The sequence below is a fragment of the Rhizobacter sp. J219 genome (assembly GCF_024700055.1).
Taxonomy (GTDB): domain Bacteria; phylum Pseudomonadota; class Gammaproteobacteria; order Burkholderiales; family Burkholderiaceae_C; genus Rhizobacter.
In genome coordinates this window covers 5,447,423-5,465,077 of the sequence record NZ_JAJOND010000001.1, presented here as the reverse complement: position 1 = coordinate 5,465,077, position 17,655 = coordinate 5,447,423, and the positions used below count along the sequence as shown (strand labels likewise).

The following is a 17,655-nucleotide window of genomic DNA, read 5'->3' as shown; positions in this document are numbered from 1 at the left end:
CAAGACAGCCTGGATATAGCGGCTGCTGTTGTTCCCCTTGACTTCCTCACATCTGAGCTGCGACCACCGCTTCCCCAGATCCGAATCGCAAGCAGAAACGACGAGCACAAGATCCAGATGCGGTGCATACATGGCTTTCCGTTGACCAAAAATAAGACTGGAAAGCGAAGCTCACGTCGGAAGCAAGGTTTTCTCGCCATACGGCTTTACGTATGCCGGCGCATCCAAGAACGTGCAGGGTGACTACCCCGAGTACAAGAAGGAATCCAGGTTCCATGTTGCCCTGCAGTACCAGAACGCCGGTCGAAACGAAGAAGGGAACAACGCGACACCACCTCACCCGAAAGGGATCAGCGGCGGAGGGCTATGGGCAATACACGACGTCACCAGTCCGCAGGAGCCACTTCTTGAAGGCATAGCTATTGAGTTCTTTAAGGCGAAGGCTCTTTGTTTTTCCACAAAGATCGAACACGTCATTGCCTTTGTCCATGAGCATCTGCCACCAAGCGCCTAACCCTTCCATCGAGAGGACGTCACAAGGGCTACGCCCTTGCGCCGCCTCTCATGTCAAACGTTAGGCGTCGCCATCCAGTAGGGCCGCATCATGGTCAAGGCAAGGCACCGCTTCGAATCACAGAGCAGTTCGCAAACTCTGGCAGAAGGATTGGTTGAGTACTTTGCGGCCAACCCGCTGCTCAAGCGAGACGACGATCTGCTTTCACCCGAGGCCAAGCAGTTCTTCCGCTCACATGACATCGTTCATGTCTTGTACGGCTGTGGCACCACGATGCCAGATGAAGCCATAGTAAAGCTTTCAAGCCTTATGGGTACAACGGGTGGTCTGTCGGTTCTTCGTGGCTACACGCATCACGAAACTCTGGACATCTACACAAAGCTACCGCCGGGTAGCACGGTTTTAGCCCTGCTGTCGGCGCCCTACCTGATCGTTCGCACGCTTTGGCGCTGCAGTCGGCAAAAGCAGCGCTGGCCTTGGGTCGAGCATCAGCAGTTCCTCGATGTGCCGCTTAGCGAAATTCGAGCAAAGTTCGGCATCAAGGTGGCCCATGCAAACCGCGCCGCCTAACCCTTCCATCGAGAGGACGTCGCCCGGCAAGCCGGGCGCCGCCTCTCATGTCAAACGTTAGAGCGCATTAGTCGCCAAACGACGCCGAGACATGGGCAAGTCGAAGAAGAGTCAGTCAGAGTCTCAGCAAGACGCCAAAAGCAACTGGAAGCCGAATGAGATTCCGTTTGCTCTTCGTCTCTACTCCCTCGTCCTAGCTGCACTCTTGCTTGCCTACGGCATTTCCGGTTTCCTGAACAACAAGCTGGAAATCGCAACAAGAAAAGGTGGCGGTGGTCGCTTGGTTCTGTATGACAGGCCAGCTTGGCTGCTAGCCAGCGCCGTCATCGTCGGCGCAATACTTTTACTCTCAGTCATAGTGGACCACTACGACACGCGCAACAACGAAGGTTGGTATCGAATCATTAGGCAAGCAATGATCTATGTGGGTCTAGCGCTTCTAGCCGCCGCCCTCGTTTCATACTTCTACCTCGCGCTGCTTGGCTAGGTGAAAAATGCGCTCTAACCCTTCCATCGAGAGGACATGCCCCGGCAAGCCGGGTCATGCCTCTCATGTCAAACGTTGAGCATCACGAGTAGGTCCTGAGAGTTCTTGCTGCTTATGAGCCTTCGATCAGCGCCTCAAATTCAGGTTCGGTTCACAGGTGCAAGGTTATCGGGCGCTTCGGTGTGCCAAGGCTCAGTCCACTTTGCCGTCGTGCCCTGGCCCACAAGCAAGAAGGTCGTTCTGGTGTCACGTCGGAGCGCCTGGCGAGAAGATGGAAACGACTGCCGCGCTTCGGCACCCGTGCGATGCCATCGAACGGCCGGTGGAAGTCGGTTGGTGGTTGGCGCTTCGCGCCGCTTCAACGGTCAGAGGTTGGGCGCTGCCGTGGAAGGCAGCGCTGGGCCTGTGCACGCTCCAGCGCCTGAACGGCGAGCAAGACGAACGCGACGTTTGGCAAAGTCCGCGCACGTTCCCAAAGAGAATGCAGGCTGTCCGCGTCTGGCGAGGCCAATAGCCATGCCACGCGCGATGCTCAACCCTTCCATCGAGAGGACCCGCCCCGGCAAGCCGGGTCGGGCCTCTCATGTCAAACGTTAGGCGTCGCCAGGGTCTACCGAGCACTCCCGCGACCTGCCCCACTGCCCCTTTTGGTACGCTTCGGCCAATTTTTAAAAGTGGATGGATATGGATTCCACATCTATCCACAAATGGGTGCACCTAGCCACTTGTGGCTACATGCAACTTGTCAAATTGACGTACATATCGGGTTGGGCGTCATTACGACCGTCTGCGTAGCTATGCCAAAGCTCCGATCACAGAAGGCCCGGTTCTATGCGCTCCGTTATCACGGAGGCAAACGGAACAATGGCGTAGCAAAGGCCCAATACCTTGCATGGCGCGCGGCACAAGACCCACCGCTACCTCAAAGGTGCGACAACCCGATCTGCGCCTACTTCTCTGAACCGCTGATCTGGAACGGTTCTCCTCTTCAGCTAATCCTTGAGCACGCGAACGGAGTGAATACCGACAACAGGCCTTCGAATCTCCGCCTGCTCTGCCCAAACTGCGATTCCCAAAACACCGCAACTCGCGGCGGTGCAAACGCAGGTCGGGTGATCAAGTCCTCTGGAGGGTTTGCGCTGGTAGATCGCAACGGCAACAAGCACCACACATTGCCGGCAGAGTCGGGCTCGTTTCGGCTTACCGGCGGCGAAGCCAACCTCACCGTCACGGGTGGCTAGCAAAAATCCGGTCACTTCCACCAATGACGCCCAACCCTTCCATCGAGAGGACGCCACACGGCAAGCCGTGTGTCGCCTCTCATGTCAAACGTTAGGCATCCGAAGGAGGCCCCATGGCATCGAAGAGACCAAGACCGATCAAGCCCGCTCCACTGCGGGAGTACAAAGTTCAGATCACTCCTTGCTCGCCAGGTGAACATGCGATTGCTGATCCAGATGATCCCGCCAACGACGGGCTCAAAACCAAATTCGGGGGTACACCGGACTGGATTCAAAGTGAAGAGTGGCAGAAGTGCCCTGAGTGCAAATCAGCAATGACCTTCGTCGCTCAGATTGACTCCTTTGAGATGGAGTCTCGTGAGAATCCAAACTCCCGGAAAGCGGGTGAACAGGACTACATGTTTGCTGATGTTGGAATGATTTATGTCTTCTACTGCGTCTCGTGCGCCACCTCAGCCAGTGTCGTTCAGTACCACTAGCGTAAGAAATCGGTCTGAGGGCAGCCGTATGCCTAACCCTTCCATCGAGAGGACCCGCCCCGGCAAGCCGGGTCGGGCCTCTCATGTCAAACGTTAGGCGTCGCATGAAGAGTCGCATCATGTACATCGAGTCAAAAGCTGGTGGGCTTACGGGCCCAGCACGCATTGGCCGCGTCTCCTTCTCCAAGACCGGAGCTACGCTGTACTACGCAGGCAAGTCCTTCCAAAGCCTCAAGGGAAGTGGCTTCAAGTCAAACTACTTCGAAGTCGAGTCCGGAGATGAGTACTGGATATCTGGCCCTAGGAAAGACGGGCAAGACAGCCTGTACCCAACAAACGTCGCCCCTGTCGTAGACGCTGATGTTCACGACGAGTACTGGACAAAGATTCGAGGCCAACCAAGGCCGCCGCTGCGAGAAGCATCCGAGTGATGCTCACACCCAAAGGCCTTGTGGTCATCACACCGTCAGCCTCGCGCAGTAGCGCCAGGCAAAGCAAAGCAGTCCGTGCAAGCGCCCGCTGCTGCGCAGCACCTGCTGGTGAGGTCTGTTTGCTTCTCCGCAGCGTCACCCAACGCAAAATGCAGTTCCGGGCTGTGCCGTGCGCGCCGCCTAACCCTTCCATCGAGAGGACGTCACCCGGCAAGCCGGGCGCCGCCTCTCATGTCAAACGTTGAGCATCACGAGTAGGTCCTGAGAGTTCTTGCTGCTTATGAGCCTTCGATCAGCGCCTCAAATTCAGGTTCGGTTCACAGGTGCAAGGTTATCGGGCGCTTCGGTGTGCCAAGGCTCAGTCCACTTTGCCGTCGTGCCCTGGCCCACAAGCAAGAAGGTCGTTCTGGTGTCACGTCGGAGCGCCTGGCGAGAAGATGGAAACGACTGCCGCGCTTCGGCACCCGTGCGATGCCATCGAACGGCCGGTGGAAGTCGGTTGGTGGTTGGCGCTTCGCGCCGCTTCAACGGTCAGAGGTTGGGCGCTGCCGTGGAAGGCAGCGCTGGGCCTGTGCACGCTCCAGCGCCTGAACGGCGAGCAAGACGAACGCGACGTTTGGCAAAGTCCGCGCACGTTCCCAAAGAGAATGCAGGCTGTCCGCGTCTGGCGAGGCCAATAGCCATGCCACGCGCGATGCTCAACCCTTCCATCGAGAGGACCCGCCCCGGCAAGCCGGGTCGGGCCTCTCATGTCAAACGTTAGGCCGCCGATGTTCAGAATCCTCGTACTGGCAAGCGTGCTCATTCTGGTCGGCACCGAGTCTCCTGCCCAGACACAGATGCTGAGTTGCAGGTCAAAGACCCACATTTCGCCTCCGGCATCACCCGATGCCTCGTCGGTGGCAGCCACCGATCAAGCCGCGGTCAGTTGCCCGGCAAAGAACGCCGTTCCACCCGAGTACCCAAGCTACGCAAGGCGCAATCACATCTTTGGTGAGGTTTCCGTTGAGCTATCAATCAGCGAAACCGGGCAACTTGAAGACATCAAGATCCTGAAGTCAGCCCATTCCTCGCTCTCGAATTCAGTAGCCAAGGCCGTTCGCCAGTGGCAGTTTGTCGCCCGCGGGGACAAGTACAGTGTCACGCACTCTTTTGTCTTTCCCGAGTAGGTCCAAGGCCTGCTGCGCGCGGCGGCCTAACCCTTCCATCGAGAGGACGTCGCCCGGCAAGCCGGGCGCCGCCTCTCATGTCAAACGTTAGGCATTCCGAAGATGAGTCCTTCCCACGCCACGACCAAACAAAGAATCCTGCACGATATGGCTGCAGCCATTGAAAGCGGCAACTGGCAATCAACATATGCCTTGCTTGATCTCACGCGAGCAATCAAAGAGCCTGAAGAAAAGGCTGACGTCCTCAACAACCTTCTTGTGACGCCTGGGCACGAACTTCATCAAGAGGTGACAAGAGAGATCCAAAAGCTTCGCAGCCCCTCCAGCGTTCCGTACATTCGGCATGTGCTTGCTGAGGGCTTCCACATGCTTGAGTACACGTGTTCTGAGCCTGGTGTCATCGCAAAGTGGTTTAGCCATGCTCTCGGAGACATCAACACACCGGAGTCCATCGCTCTCATCAAAGAGTTCTCGGCTTCTAGCAATCAAGAAGTGGCAGAAGAAATGGCATATCGCCTGGAGCGCCTGAATGCCTAACCCTTCAATCGAGAGGACTTGGGAGCTTGTTCCGGTTTAGTTGACACTCCAACCTAACTGGAGAGAGTCACTATGGGAACACCCGGACCGCAGAAGGTCCCCCGGTACGAGCTTGAGTTCAAGCTCAAGGCCGTACAGATGAGCAACCAGCCTGGGGTGCTGGTCAAGGACGTGGCGCAGTCGCTGTGCATCCACCCGTTCATGCTGTCCAAGTGGCGCAAGCAGGTGCGTGACGGGGTGCTCAAGGGCAAGCTGGCCCCCATTGATGTGGCCGCCGTGGGCGAGCTGCAGCGCTTGCGCGAACTGGAGCACAAGTACAAGCGGCTTCAGATGGAGCACGACATCCTAAAAAAAGCTATCCGGTTTGCCTCGGAACTAAAGGCGAAGTCTTCGCCTTCATCGAAGCAAACCGGCAAGCCTGGCCGGTCGCGGTGATGTGCGACCACTTCAACGTCACGCGCGCGGGTTTCTATGCTTGGCGCTCGCGCGAGCCCGGGCCGCGCCAGCTCGAGGATGAGCGCCTGACACAGCGCATCGTGCAGATCCATTCGAAGAGCTTGCACACCTATGGCAGCCCGCGCGTTCGCGACGTGCTGGTCGAGCAAGGCCAGTGCATTGGCCAGCGCCGTGTGGCTCGCCTCATGCGCAGCGCCCACATCGCGGGCAAGTACGCGGGCCAGCAGGGGCGCTCCAAGGCCGGGCAGCGGCGCTTCTTCAGGAGCATTGCGAACTCTGAACGCGAGATCGAGCTGGTGCGACCCGACCAGGTCTGGGTGGGTGATGTCACCTACCTGCAGGTGCGCGGCCAATGGCGCTACCTGGCCGTGGTGATGGACAAGTTCTCACGCCGCATCCTGGGCTGGAGTCTGGATACGACACGCGACGTCACGCTCACCCGTGCCGCGCTGTTCCAAGCACTGCGCAAGCGCAACCCGGGCCCAGGCCTGGTGTTCCACAGCGATCGAGGCATCGAGTACGCCGCGCATGCCTACCGCGCCATCATGCGGCGCCAGGGCTTCACCCAGAGCATGAACCGGCCTGGGCAGATGAATGACAACGCGCACGTGGAGTCGTTCTTCCACTCGCTCAAGAGCGAATACATCCATGGCAAGAGGTTCGACACCGACGAGCAGTTGCGGCAGACTCTTAGAACCTACATCTCGTTCTACAACCACAGCCGCATTCATACGTCGCTCAGCCGAATGAATCCGGTGTCCTTCGAACTCACGCAAGCCTAACAACCGTGTGTCCACTTTATCGGCACAAGTTCCCTTGCCCCGGCAAGCCGGGTCAAGCCTCTCATCTCAAACGTTGAGCATCACGAGTAGGTCCTGAGAGTTCTTGATGCTTATGAGCCTTCGGTCAGCGCCTCAAATTCGGGTTCGGTTCACAGGTGCAAGGTCATCGGGCGCTTCGTTGTGCCAAGGCTCAGTCCACTTTGCCGTGGTGCCCTGGCCCACAAGCAAGAAGGTCGTTCTGGCGTTACGTCGGAGCGCCTGGCGAGAAGACGGAAGCGACTGCCACGCTTCGGCACCCGTGCGATGCCATCGAACGACCGGTGGAAGTCAGTTGGTGGTTGGCGCTTCGCGCCGCTTCAGTAGTCAGAGGTTGGGCGCTGCCGTGGAAGGCAGCGCTGGGCCTGTGCACGCTCCAGCGCCTGAACGGCTGGCGAGAGGAACGCGACGTTTGGCAAAGTCCGCGCACATTCCCAAAGAAAATGCAGTCTGTCCGCGCTTGGCGAGGCCGGTAGCCATGCCACGCGCGATGCCCAACTATTCCATCGAGAGGACCCGCCCCGGCAAGCCGGGTCGGGCCTCTCATGTCAAACGTTAGGCATCGCTATGAGACTACGACGCATGCGCTTCTCGGTAAGCCAGCTTCGTTCAATCCCGGAAGTTGAACGTGCCCTGGTTGTCGTCCTGGCTCACGCGTTGAACGAAATCAACGCGCTGAACAAGCTGGCCTTTATGAGCACACGATTCAGCCCGGAGCCGACTTGGCTCGCACATGCGGAGGCAGCGCAAACGTTCATTCTTGTTCGCCCACTAGCCGGAAAGCTGAACGAGGCTTGGGAAGCGATGCAGCGCGGCTTCTTTAAAACCAAGCTCGCCAAAGAGTACGAACGGGATCTCGAGGCCTCCGCCACTGAATCGCTTGTCTTTCTCAAAGGCTACTTCGGGCGAAAGAACGCTGTGAATGTTGTTCGCAACAACTTCGGATTTCACTACTCGTTGGAACATGCCAAAACGGCTATTCCTGACGAAGCGCTCCCCGATGATCTAGCTGTTTACCTACACGAGACGAATGGGAACTCGTTGTACTACTTCGCCGAGTACCTCATGACAAAGGCACTGATCGAAGAGATCTCACCACTCAAGCCAGACGAAGCTCTCGAGAGACTTTTGACAGAAGTCTCAACAGTAATCGACCACCTGAACGAGTTCGTTCAGGGTCTTCTTTTGTGATCTTTGCCAAGTACATCGGAGAAGACACCATGCGAGATTCTTTTGCGACAGTAGAGCTAGGCTCAGTGCCCGAGTCGAAATCAATTCGAATCCCTTTCTTCTTCGAGATAAGCAGGCCGGCCGGTGCGGGCGCTGCCTAACCCTTCCATCGAGAGGACGTCACAAGGGCTACGCCCTTGCGCCGCCTCTCATGTCAAACGTTAGGCATCGAATTCTGCCGAGCCATCTCTATAGCGATGGCGGAATCAATATTTGTGGGAGGAGATCCGCTTGAAAAAGGAACTTTGGGCCACACTGGTTACAGCAGTTCTTGCACCAGTAATCGTCGCTCTGTGCTCGTCTGCCATCGCGGCTTACTACCAGCACGAAAACGCGAAGCCGCTTCTCACGGGGAGCATACTTTTTGTCTCCGTTGGGACGAGAGACGAAGGAGTAGGAAGTAGAAAGACGGTGCAAGCGGTTAGCGTGTTCGTCACGCTAGAAAATCAACGAGATGCTGTAGTCACTCCCGTTGACTACCTACTTGAAGTGCAAGTTGGTGGGGCATGGCAGCCAACAATATGGCGTCCAGACTATCGACGTCATGAAAATGGCCTTGAACTCGAGTTCGATCCAAAAGCGCTTTTTTACCGATCAAATGCACGGGCGATAGGTGTCATCTTTCCGAGCGACAAGAGCCTTCTCACTAGCTCCATTCAAGTACCAATCGAAAAGGCGAAACCCCGAAGCGGCTTGCTTACCTTCGCCTTGCCGCTGGACGTCGGCCCAATAACCGGAATGCGCATCACAGTTGTGGATTCAAGTCAGAGGGAGTACGTGATAAACCGAGCCACCAGAGCACCTGACCCTAGAGTCATCCTCAGGCTAGATCCCACCGTGCAAATCGTTGAGCGCTAGTAGCTCCCCGTAGGCGCCTCGATGCCTAACCCTTCCATCGAGGGGGACGTCCAAGGGCTAGCGCCCTTGGCCGCCCCTCATGTCAAACGTTAGGCCTCATCGAGGAAGCAATGAGCAGGCAGTCAATTGGCACATGGATCCTCGCGCTGCTGATCGTGGTATCGGCGGCATACGCCTATCTGTCAATCGCGTATCCAGAACACGTGCGCGAGCACCGGATGTATCTTCTCGAGTCGAGACCCAATCTTGACTTCGAACCGCAGTCACTTAGCCAAATCGCAAGCGAATCCGATCTCGTCAGAGCATTTCCGAACAATCGTTTCCGGTGTTACGCGAATCGCCCAGGAGAGTACTTGGGAGAACGGAGTTGCTTTACTGACATTGATCGTCACAACGACGCCCCTGCAATGGGAGCTTCATTCTTCTTCTTGAATGGTCGCTTGTGGTCCGCAAGCATTCTCGTTCCATGGTGGCACCACAAAGCAATGCGGCACACTCTGGTTCAGCGCCTCGGCCCCCCCACTGGCTACCAGCGACGTCCATCTGCTGGCGTTCGACTGCAGGGGTGGCTACTAGCCGACGGATCAGCAGTTTTCTACAACCGCGAGCGATCGATGAATCCGATTGAGTGGAGTGGAGTCCTTTGGATGAGCGCCGACGCCTGCGCAAAGGCGACCAGCGGTGGCTGCTTCACAACATCTGCGGAATGAGGCCTAACCCTTCCATCGAGAGGACTTGTCCCGGCAAGCCGGGCCAAGCCTCTCATGTCAAACGTTAGGCGGCTCACGAGTGAAGATCCGACTGATTCAGGCGAACGAACTCACTCAGCTGTTGGCGCTCTATTCGCACTTGCATCGAGCAGATGAATCGCTACCGCCGCAAGAAGAGGTACAGGCCGTCTGGCAAGAACTGCATGCCAATCCTCGATACAGGTACTACGGCGGCTATGTAGGCAACGAGCTTGTCGCAAGCTGCACCCTTACGGTCATTCCGAACCTCACGCGCAGCTGCCGGCCATATGGCGTCATCGAAAATGTCGTCACTCACGCAAGCCATCGAAATCAAGGCTATGGCAAGGCAATCCTGGCTCATGCGCTCTCACACGCCTGGTCGGTTGGCTGCTACAAAGTCATGCTTCTCACCGGCCGCAAAGACGAGGCCACTTCCAGGTTCTATGAGTCAGCAGGGTTTAACCGGCATGCAAAGCAGGCTTTCGTTGCTAAGCCAGCCGCCTAACCCTTCCATCGAGAGGACCCGCCCCGGCAAGCCGGGTCGGGCCTCTCATGTCAAACGTTAGAGCGCATCAATGTCGACAGTCACTCGCCTCCTTGCTCTCGCGTCTATCGCGCTTTCCTCAGCAGGCTTTGCACAGCCCACGAAGCTCCCCAGTTCTCTCCTTGGGGAATATCAAGCAACCAAACGCATTTGCTTTCTCTCGCCAAAGGGTGATTGGAGCGATTGCGGGAACGCTATGGACTCTCTGAGGCTATCAAGCGGGCAAGAGTCACTAAGCAAGCAGATTGTTGTAGCGGCCGACTTCTCCTTCACGAACGGGCACATCTGCACCTTTGAGGGTTACGGAACGTGGAATGGTGTTGACAGAGTGCGGGTGTACAACGACGAGTCCAAATGCGAGTGGCTTCTTATCCATTCGCCGCCAAAAATTCATACGGTAGTCCTTACCCCGAATGAGTGCCACGAGCATTGCGGCGCGAGGGGAAGCCTAGATGGTCAAGTTCTCCGAAAGACGAAATCGAAGTAGCGCATCGGTGCGGATGCGCTCTAACCCTTCCATCGAGAGGACTCGCCCCGGCAAGCCGGGTCGAGCCTCTCATGTCAAACGTTAGACCCCGAATGCAGATCGTCATGTGTTTGTCAAAGCTGTCAGCTCTGGTGCTACTCACATCGTGCATCAGCTTTCCTGCGAATTCGGCGGATTCGCTCAGCGAGTACATCGCAGCCATCAGCATAGAGGCAAAACGTGTTGGCGCTCCTCCGGCAGCAACCGACAAACAGCCATCACTCGACCCTCAACGCCTGTTGAGGAACTCATTCTCAATCCTCCACGCAGCGTCTCCTGCACAGCGGCAACAACTTCAAGAGGCTCTCGTCGCCTTCGTTCCGCGCTACGTCATCCCGGCAGACATGTCACCCATCCCGAACCCGAGCGAATACTTGGCCTTCATGGAGCTGCACGTCATCTACTCAGAAATCCTAGATCGAGCTAGCGGCTTGCAGCGCGCTAGCTGGGCTGGAAGCGACAGGGCACTGCTTGAAGCGGCCACAAACAAGCTCTGTTCCGCTCCATCAATTATTGATTTTCACCGTCGAGCCTTAGACCAGGAAATATCTGTCGGTCGTTATCCTGAGACTTCCGTCGCAGAGGCTCGCGCTCTTCGCGAACGGCTAGTTAGGCGAATAGCGTGGTATCTCAGTGCTGAGAACTTGGACACGTGCCGCGATCTCACCCGCGTAAGGGTGTCCCCTTGAGCTGCGCGTCGGGGCCTAACCCTTCCATCGAGAGGACGTCACAAGGGCTGCGCCCTTATGCCGCCTCTCATGTCAAACGTTAGGCATCGGGGCAGTCTCAGATTTGAAGTGCAACACCCGTACCTTAAGGTGCTGCACATGGGAACTCAATACAGCCATCTCACAGAAGCCAATCGGCTTGCTCTAGACGCCCTGCTCATCCTGGGCCACAGCCAGCGCTCCGCCGCTAGAGTATTGGGCGTCAGCCCGTCCACCGTCTCTCGCGAGGTCAAGCGTGCCAAGGTCTACGGATTCGATCGCTACGTCGCACTCTTCGGCCAGCGTGCCTGTGTCGCCGCTCGCAAGCGAGCTGGCCGGCTGCGCCGCAAGCTGTGCCCCTCTGGGAGTAGTCGCCTGTGGCGCTTGGTCAAGGCCGGCATGCGCCTGCGCCTGTCTCCGCAGCAGATCGCCGGCAGGCTCAAGATCATGAAACACCCTGACTACGTCTCCCACGAGACCATCTATTGCGCCATCTACGCCCAGCCTCGTGGCACATTGCGCACGGAGCTGATCAAGATGCTTCGCAGGAGCCGGGCTGGCCGCATGCCCCGAGCCCGAGGCTCCAAGCGAACCACCTTGCCCAATATGACTTCCATCGCCCTGCGCCCGCCCGAGGTCGCCGCCCGCATCACGCCTGGGCACTGGGAGGGCGATCTCATGAAGGGCGCTCGCAACGCCTCTGCCATCGGCACCCTCGTGGAGCGCATCAGTCGTCGCGTCATGCTGGTCAAGCTCGATGACTTCGGCTCCACTTCTGTGCTCGAGGGCTTCACCAAGCGGCTACGTCGCTTGCCGCCCAGCCTGCGCAAGACCCTCACCTATGACCAAGGCAGCGAGATGGCTCAGCACGAAACGCTGGCCAAGCGGCTGCACATGGACATCTTCTTCTGTGACCCGCACAGCCCATGGCAGCGCGGATCCAACGAAAACGCCAATGGCCTCATCCGCGAGTACCTGCCCAAAGGCATGGATCTGAGCACCGTCACTCAGGCTCAGCTCACCGCCATCGAGAACTCCCTGAACAACAGGCCTCGCGCTATCCTCGGCTTCCTCACCCCCAACGAAGTCTTCGATCAACTCCAGCTCAACCACATCGCTGGTGTTGCGCTTCAAGCTTGAGACCGCCCGGATGCGTGCGCTGGAGTACATCGCAGCATCAGCGAAAATCATCGAGGCTCTTGGCTACAGACCCACCCTCCACGGTGCCGACCTTTCACCTTGTTAATCACGACAAGTTCAAGTAGATACTTCCGCACGCGTAGTCGGGGCGCGGGTGCGTGCGGCCTAACCTTTCTATCGGGAGAAAAATGGTGAGACTGGGTGACAAGGAAGCCTACAAAAAATATTCGTCATCCGAGAAGCGCTTCTACTGGGGCTTCGTAGTTGCGGTTGCTTGCGGAGCGGCATTTATGTTGGCTTGGAAGCCATTTATATTGCCTCTTCTGAAATGATCAACTGGTAGCAGAGAGGCGCGCACGGCGTCACTGCGACAAGGGGCCGTGCGGTGCGAGCAGCGATGCCTAACCCTTCCATCGAGAGGACGTCAAAAGGGCTGCGCCCTTTCGCCGCCTCTCATGTCAAACGTTAGACGCCACTAGAGGCGGAGCTGACTTGCGGAACGCCCATCGCGCACAATTCGGGCGCGCAGTTTGAGCAGACCCAAGGCAAGGAGGCGACGATGCCCAATTCTGTTTCGGTAGAAAACTTGCGTGAACTCCTGGCGAGTCCAGCGCCCCCAATCGTGATCGACGTCCGTCGACAGCAGGCATTCGCTGATAGTCCAGCCACGATCCCAGGCTCGTTGCGCCGCCTTCCAGAATCAGTCGAGTCGTGGGCAAGTGAGCTTCCGACTGACGGCCAGATAGTGGTCTATTGCGTGCACGGTCATCAAGTAAGCCAAGGGGTGGTGTCGCGGCTACAGCAGATCGGTTTACGAGCCGCCTTCCTGGAGGGTGGCATCGAGCACTGGAAGAGTCACGGTGGCCCGGTGCAACATGGTGGCGTCTAACCCTTCCATCGAGAGGACGTCACAAGGGCTACGCCCTTGCGCCGCCTCTCATGTCAAACGTTAGGCATCGCCATGCGCGCCAAGCAAGTACTCCAGGAGTTCAAGCAGTCTTCAGTATTGGCCTCATCCGAGGTTCAGGCTGTTGTTGCGGACCCAGCAGAACGACAGGCGCTCTACAAGCTGCTCCTGAGTGAGCAACTTATCCCTGTCGCGTCCCTAATTCGGGCAGCCTTCCAGAAGGAAGTCGAGTACCGCAATGCACTCTGGGAAAGAACAGCCGAGGATGACGGTGACTACTACGAAGGAATCTATCGTTGTGCGTTCTTGCTGTACCGTCTTGGGAATCCAGAAGACATTCCCGCGTTGTGGCAAGCCAAGTACCTCAATATGGATGTCGGCTCCTCAATGGGTGCTGAGTTCTTCGTAGGCGCCGGTCTGAATGAGTCCATCAAATTCATTGAGAACTCTGATCATCCAGAGTCCGGCGAAATCGCCGCATACATCCAGGGTTGGTTCTCTCAGCCAGATGCAATGCAATGGCAAAAAGGGTGGGAGAGAGACATGCAATCCAACATCAGCGATGCCTAACCCTTCCATCGAGAGGACCCGCCCCGGCAAGCCGGGCCGGGCCTCTCATGTCAAACGTTGAGCATCACGAGTAGTCCTGCGAGTTCTTGCTGCTTATGAGCCTTCGGTCAGCACTTCAAATTCAGGTTCGGTTCACATGCGCAAAGTCATCGGGCGCTTCGGTGTGCCAAGGCTCAGTCCACTTTGCTGTCGTGCCCTGGCCTACAGGCAAGAAGGTCGTTCTGGCGTCACGTCGGAGCACCTGGCGAAAAGACGGAAGCGACTGCCACGCTTCGGCACCCGTGCGATGCCATCGAACGGCCGGTGGAAGCCACTCAGTGGTTGGCGCTTCGCGCCGCTTCAATGGTCAGAAGTTGGGCGCTGCCGCGGAAGGCAGCGCTGGGCCTGTGCACATCCCAACGCCTGCACGGTTGCCAAGACGAACGCGACGCTTGGCTAAGTCCGCGCAGGTTCCCCAAGAGAATGCGGGCTGTCCGCGCTTGGCGAGGCCAGTAGCCATGTCACGCGCGATGCCCAACTATTCCATCGAGAGGACCCACCCCGGCAAGCCGGGTCGGGCCTCTCATGTCAAACGTTAGGCTTTCGTATGCTCCTGCACCTCAAAGAGAGAGTCACTGCGCTAAAGGCAAGCATGGGGGCACTGTTTGTTCTTGGTCCTGGCTTAGCCGCCGTCGTCGGCCTACTAATATTTGTCTGGCCAGCCTTTCCCGTTTGGCTCGCTGGCGTTTTAATCTTCGTATCGGTTCTCTGCGGCATTGGCTACATGCGTCTGTGGCGCGACAAACTTTCTGAGTCCTTGCGAAAAGACAGGTTGTAAGTCGCGATATGAGGCCAGTTCTAGATCAACTTGCCACCCACCGGACTGGGAAAGAAGCCCAGTTCGGGCGCCCTGCCATGCACGGCTCAAATACAGCACCAGCGCCCATGCCTGCGGCATCGGCTTTCCTCGGCTCCACCACCGCTCTGTGTGGCTGCCAGCCTAACTTTCCCATCGAGAGGACATGCCCCGGCAAGCCGGGGCATGCCTCTCATGTAGTACGTTAGGCCGCACAATTCCTTTGCGAATGCCAAAGCGATCGAACGACTTTCAAAGGCTCATCTATCTCGTCCGTTGCAACTTGGCGGATGGGGCGAAAGTCGTGGAGTCAAAGCTTCTTAGAGATCGCCAAACAAAGACTCTGCGAGAAGTAGACGTCGCTATTGAAGGGTCTGTCGGCGGGCACCAGGTTCGGATCTGTATCGAGTGCCGAGATCACAAGCGTATCGCCGACGTGCAGTGGGTAGAGCAGATGAAAGCAAAGCACGAGAGGCTAGACACAAATGCTCTCATGCTGGCATCTCGTTCCGGCTTTTCCCCTGAAGCACTTGCCGTAGCCAAGACGTACGGCATCGACACGTTCACGCTTGAAGAGCTTGATGAAGCAGCCCTCAAAGAACGGCTTAGTCCGAGCAGTTCTCTTTGGCTGAAATCAGTGAGAGTCACTCCTACGAAAGTGACGGTCACTACCGGCTTAGATGACGGTCTTATGCCGGACTTGGTAACCACCTTTCCGGACAATCTTCTCTACAAGCATGACGGCTCAGAGCTTGGCTCGTTACGCCAACTCGTTGAACTTTTGCTCGCGGCAGACTATCCGCGACAGCATCTCACTGAGAATGCCACAGATGAGCACAAGTTCTTTGAGCTTGAGTGGACGCCGCCCGCCCAAGGAACACCCGGCGCTCTGTTCATGAAAAAGCTGGAACCAACGATGCTGCGTCTAGTGACGAAGATTCGGATGGTCGGTCCATGCTCCGTCGAGATTGGCCGCTTCGATCTCCGGCATGGTCGCATCGGGAATGTTGAGGTCTCCTGGGGAAAGGCCATAGTGGAAGGCAAGGATGCAATGGCGGTTGCCACTCGGGACTCCACAGGCAAGAAAATCCTCTCCATAAACTTTAAGGGGCCTGCAAGTGATGCGAGTGCGGCCTAACCCTTCCATCGAGAGGACATGCCCCGGCAAGCCGGGTCATGCCTCTCATGTCAAACGTTAGGCGCTCTGAACAATGCAAACACTCACCAATCGCATTCTTTCCGCCAAGCGGAAGCGATTGTTCGGGTCGAAGCCAATGTTCGAACCGTATGCCGCCGTGTCTGAGCAAGACATCGCCAACGTCGAGCAAGAAGTGAAATGCACCTTGCCATCAGACCTGAAAACTTGGTTGCTACAGGCCGGATACGGAGACTTCAATGAAGAGTTCAGTCTTAGGAAGGAATGGTTCAAGACCATCGATCGGGGTCAACTCAAGGGTCACGTATTCTTCGCACAAGATGACCTCGGGAATTTCTATTCGTTTTCTCCAGAGAACGGAAGCATCCACTACGTTTCTCGGTCCTCACCAAAGTTCTCCTTGGTTGCCCCAGATTTCGGCGCGTTCCTGGAGGAATTCGAGCGCCAAAACTTCAGGCTTCAAGCCTGGGTCGAGTCAGCCAAGGCCCTGCCGTATAACTGGAGCGCCTAACCCTTCAATCGAGAGGACGTCACCCGGCAAGCCGGGCGCCGCCTCTCATCTCAAACGTTGGGCGTCATGAAGGCCACTCTGGATCACAACGTCATCATCGACTTGGCGAACGATTCCGCTGAGGTTGCGCCGTTGAGAGCCGCTATCGCATCAGGGCTCTACGAAGCCTACGTCGTTGAGATCGGCGCCTCAGAGATGAGGCAACGCGGAATACAGCCTGATCGATACGACCTCTTTGAGGAACTTCTTCTACAAGCCGGAATTGCGCAGCTTCCCCGCTTGAGTCCCATGCTCATATGGGACGTCACCTTTTGGGACCGCTGCATCTGGGCCAACGAAGAAATGGTTGGCCTGGCGAGGCAGATTGAAGAAGTTCTTTTTGGCGATGCAAAGGTCATCGACATTGCTGCCGAGAAAGACAATTCCGCTGTCTTTCGCACTTGGCTCAACCGCACCTGCGACGTTCACACCATGTGGTGCCACATCCACCATGGAAATGATGTGTTCATAACCTCCGATAAGAACTTCTTGAAAGCGTCAAAGCTTCCTAGACTTCTAGAGCTAGGCGCGAAAAGCATATGCCTCCCTCGCGATGCATGACGCCCAACCCTTCCATCGAGAGGACTCGCCCCGGCAAGCCGGGGCGAGCCTCTCATGTCAAACGTTAGGCGCCGCTGAGCGCTTCGGAAATGAAATCAGAGACTTATAGCGTTCGAGCCCTTGGCAGCTCTGACATTCAAACAATGCGGGAAATGCTTGCCGCATTTGGCGAGGCCTTCGAAGACAAGCCGACGTACACCCAGCAGCAGCCAACGGACACCTATCTCAAGGAGCTGCTCTCAAGCCCGACTTTCATCGCTGTTGCAGCGCTTTCTGAAGCAAAGGTCATCGGCGGTCTCGCGGCATATGTACTTCCCAAGTTCGAGCAGGCTCGCTCAGAGATCTACATCTACGATCTGGCTGTACTAGAAAGCCATCGCCGCCAAGGCATTGCGACAGCAATGATTCAAGAACTCAAGAAGTTGGCCAAAACCCTAGGCGCCTACGTCATCTTCGTTCAGGCAGATCATGGCGACGATCCGGCGATCAGCCTCTACACGAAGCTCGGAGTTCGAGAAGATGTCCTTCACTTCGACATACTTCCTGGCGATGGCGGCGCCTAACCCTTCCATCGAGAGGACGTCACCCGGCAAGCCGGGCGCCGCCTCTCATGTCAAACGTTAGGCGTCGTAATCAGC

19 protein-coding genes are annotated in these 17,655 nt (G+C 57.1%); all 19 read left to right on the top strand.

Features of this window, described 5'->3' with window-relative positions; all coding sequences use genetic code 11:
* Positions 1 to 232 precede the first annotated feature (232 nt).
* The 19 genes from LRS03_RS26155 to LRS03_RS26070 all read left to right on the top strand — a co-directional run bounded on the left by LRS03_RS26155 (position 233) and on the right by LRS03_RS26070 (position 17,580).
* Complete coding sequence (locus tag LRS03_RS26155; protein WP_257829283.1) at positions 233 to 514, top strand: hypothetical protein; 282 nt, start codon at positions 233 to 235, stop codon at positions 512 to 514.
* Between the two features lie 90 nt (positions 515 to 604).
* Positions 605 to 1,084 (top strand): ubiquinone biosynthesis protein COQ4, encoded by a 480-nt coding sequence (locus LRS03_RS26150; RefSeq protein WP_257829281.1) that lies wholly within the window; start codon positions 605 to 607, stop codon positions 1,082 to 1,084.
* A 91-nt stretch (positions 1,085 to 1,175) separates the two neighbouring features.
* Positions 1,176 to 1,571 (top strand): hypothetical protein, encoded by a 396-nt coding sequence (locus LRS03_RS26145; RefSeq protein WP_257829279.1) that lies wholly within the window; start codon positions 1,176 to 1,178, stop codon positions 1,569 to 1,571.
* Between the two features lie 1,354 nt (positions 1,572 to 2,925).
* Positions 2,926 to 3,291 carry a YwqG family protein gene (locus LRS03_RS26140; protein WP_257829276.1) on the top strand — a complete coding sequence of 122 codons (366 nt, stop codon included), beginning with the start codon at positions 2,926 to 2,928 and terminating at the stop codon, positions 3,289 to 3,291.
* A gap of 104 nt (positions 3,292 to 3,395) precedes the next feature.
* Positions 3,396 to 3,722 (top strand): 1-deoxy-D-xylulose-5-phosphate synthase, encoded by a 327-nt coding sequence (locus LRS03_RS26135; protein WP_257829273.1) that lies wholly within the window; start codon positions 3,396 to 3,398, stop codon positions 3,720 to 3,722.
* A gap of 770 nt (positions 3,723 to 4,492) precedes the next feature.
* On the top strand, positions 4,493 to 4,891 hold the full coding sequence (locus LRS03_RS26130; RefSeq protein ID WP_257829270.1) for an energy transducer TonB: 399 nt from the start codon (positions 4,493 to 4,495) through the stop codon (positions 4,889 to 4,891).
* A 102-nt stretch (positions 4,892 to 4,993) separates the two neighbouring features.
* Entirely contained in the window at positions 4,994 to 5,428 is a 435-nt protein-coding gene (locus LRS03_RS26125; RefSeq protein ID WP_257829268.1) for a hypothetical protein, read from the top strand.
* A 72-nt stretch (positions 5,429 to 5,500) separates the two neighbouring features.
* Entirely contained in the window at positions 5,501 to 5,863 is a 363-nt protein-coding gene (locus LRS03_RS26120) for a transposase (RefSeq protein WP_257829265.1), read from the top strand.
* A complete protein-coding gene (locus LRS03_RS26115) occupies positions 5,827 to 6,666 on the top strand; it encodes an IS3 family transposase (RefSeq protein WP_257829704.1) in 840 nt (279 codons plus the stop codon). Before LRS03_RS26120 ends, LRS03_RS26115 begins: the two co-directional genes overlap by 37 nt.
* 618 nt (positions 6,667 to 7,284) lie before the next feature.
* On the top strand, positions 7,285 to 7,893 hold the full coding sequence (locus LRS03_RS26110) for a hypothetical protein (RefSeq protein ID WP_257829261.1): 609 nt from the start codon (positions 7,285 to 7,287) through the stop codon (positions 7,891 to 7,893).
* 270 nt (positions 7,894 to 8,163) lie between these two features.
* A complete protein-coding gene (locus tag LRS03_RS26105) occupies positions 8,164 to 8,790 on the top strand; it encodes a hypothetical protein (protein WP_257829258.1) in 627 nt (208 codons plus the stop codon).
* Positions 8,791 to 9,579: 789 nt separating this feature from the next.
* Positions 9,580 to 10,026: a GNAT family N-acetyltransferase gene (locus tag LRS03_RS26100; protein WP_257829255.1), complete on the top strand. Its 447-nt coding sequence runs from the start codon at positions 9,580 to 9,582 to the stop codon at positions 10,024 to 10,026.
* A gap of 1,392 nt (positions 10,027 to 11,418) precedes the next feature.
* The gene (locus LRS03_RS26095) at positions 11,419 to 12,438 is read left to right on the top strand and encodes an IS30 family transposase (RefSeq protein WP_257829367.1); all 1,020 of its coding nucleotides are present in this window, start codon (positions 11,419 to 11,421) and stop codon (positions 12,436 to 12,438) included.
* A 559-nt stretch (positions 12,439 to 12,997) separates the two neighbouring features.
* On the top strand, positions 12,998 to 13,327 hold the full coding sequence (locus LRS03_RS26975) for a rhodanese-like domain-containing protein (protein WP_374685082.1): 330 nt from the start codon (positions 12,998 to 13,000) through the stop codon (positions 13,325 to 13,327).
* 72 nt (positions 13,328 to 13,399) lie between these two features.
* Complete coding sequence (locus LRS03_RS26090) at positions 13,400 to 13,915, top strand: hypothetical protein (protein ID WP_257829253.1); 516 nt, start codon at positions 13,400 to 13,402, stop codon at positions 13,913 to 13,915.
* Positions 13,916 to 15,243: 1,328 nt separating this feature from the next.
* Positions 15,244 to 15,888 carry a hypothetical protein gene (locus LRS03_RS26085; RefSeq protein ID WP_257829251.1) on the top strand — a complete coding sequence of 215 codons (645 nt, stop codon included), beginning with the start codon at positions 15,244 to 15,246 and terminating at the stop codon, positions 15,886 to 15,888.
* A 73-nt stretch (positions 15,889 to 15,961) separates the two neighbouring features.
* Positions 15,962 to 16,417 carry an SMI1/KNR4 family protein gene (locus LRS03_RS26080; RefSeq protein ID WP_257829250.1) on the top strand — a complete coding sequence of 152 codons (456 nt, stop codon included), beginning with the start codon at positions 15,962 to 15,964 and terminating at the stop codon, positions 16,415 to 16,417.
* 66 nt (positions 16,418 to 16,483) lie between these two features.
* The gene (locus LRS03_RS26075) at positions 16,484 to 17,017 is read left to right on the top strand and encodes a hypothetical protein (protein WP_257829249.1); all 534 of its coding nucleotides are present in this window, start codon (positions 16,484 to 16,486) and stop codon (positions 17,015 to 17,017) included.
* An 89-nt stretch (positions 17,018 to 17,106) separates the two neighbouring features.
* Positions 17,107 to 17,580 carry an AAC(3)-I family aminoglycoside N-acetyltransferase gene (locus LRS03_RS26070; RefSeq protein ID WP_257829247.1) on the top strand — a complete coding sequence of 158 codons (474 nt, stop codon included), beginning with the start codon at positions 17,107 to 17,109 and terminating at the stop codon, positions 17,578 to 17,580.
* Positions 17,581 to 17,655: the final 75 nt, after the last annotated feature.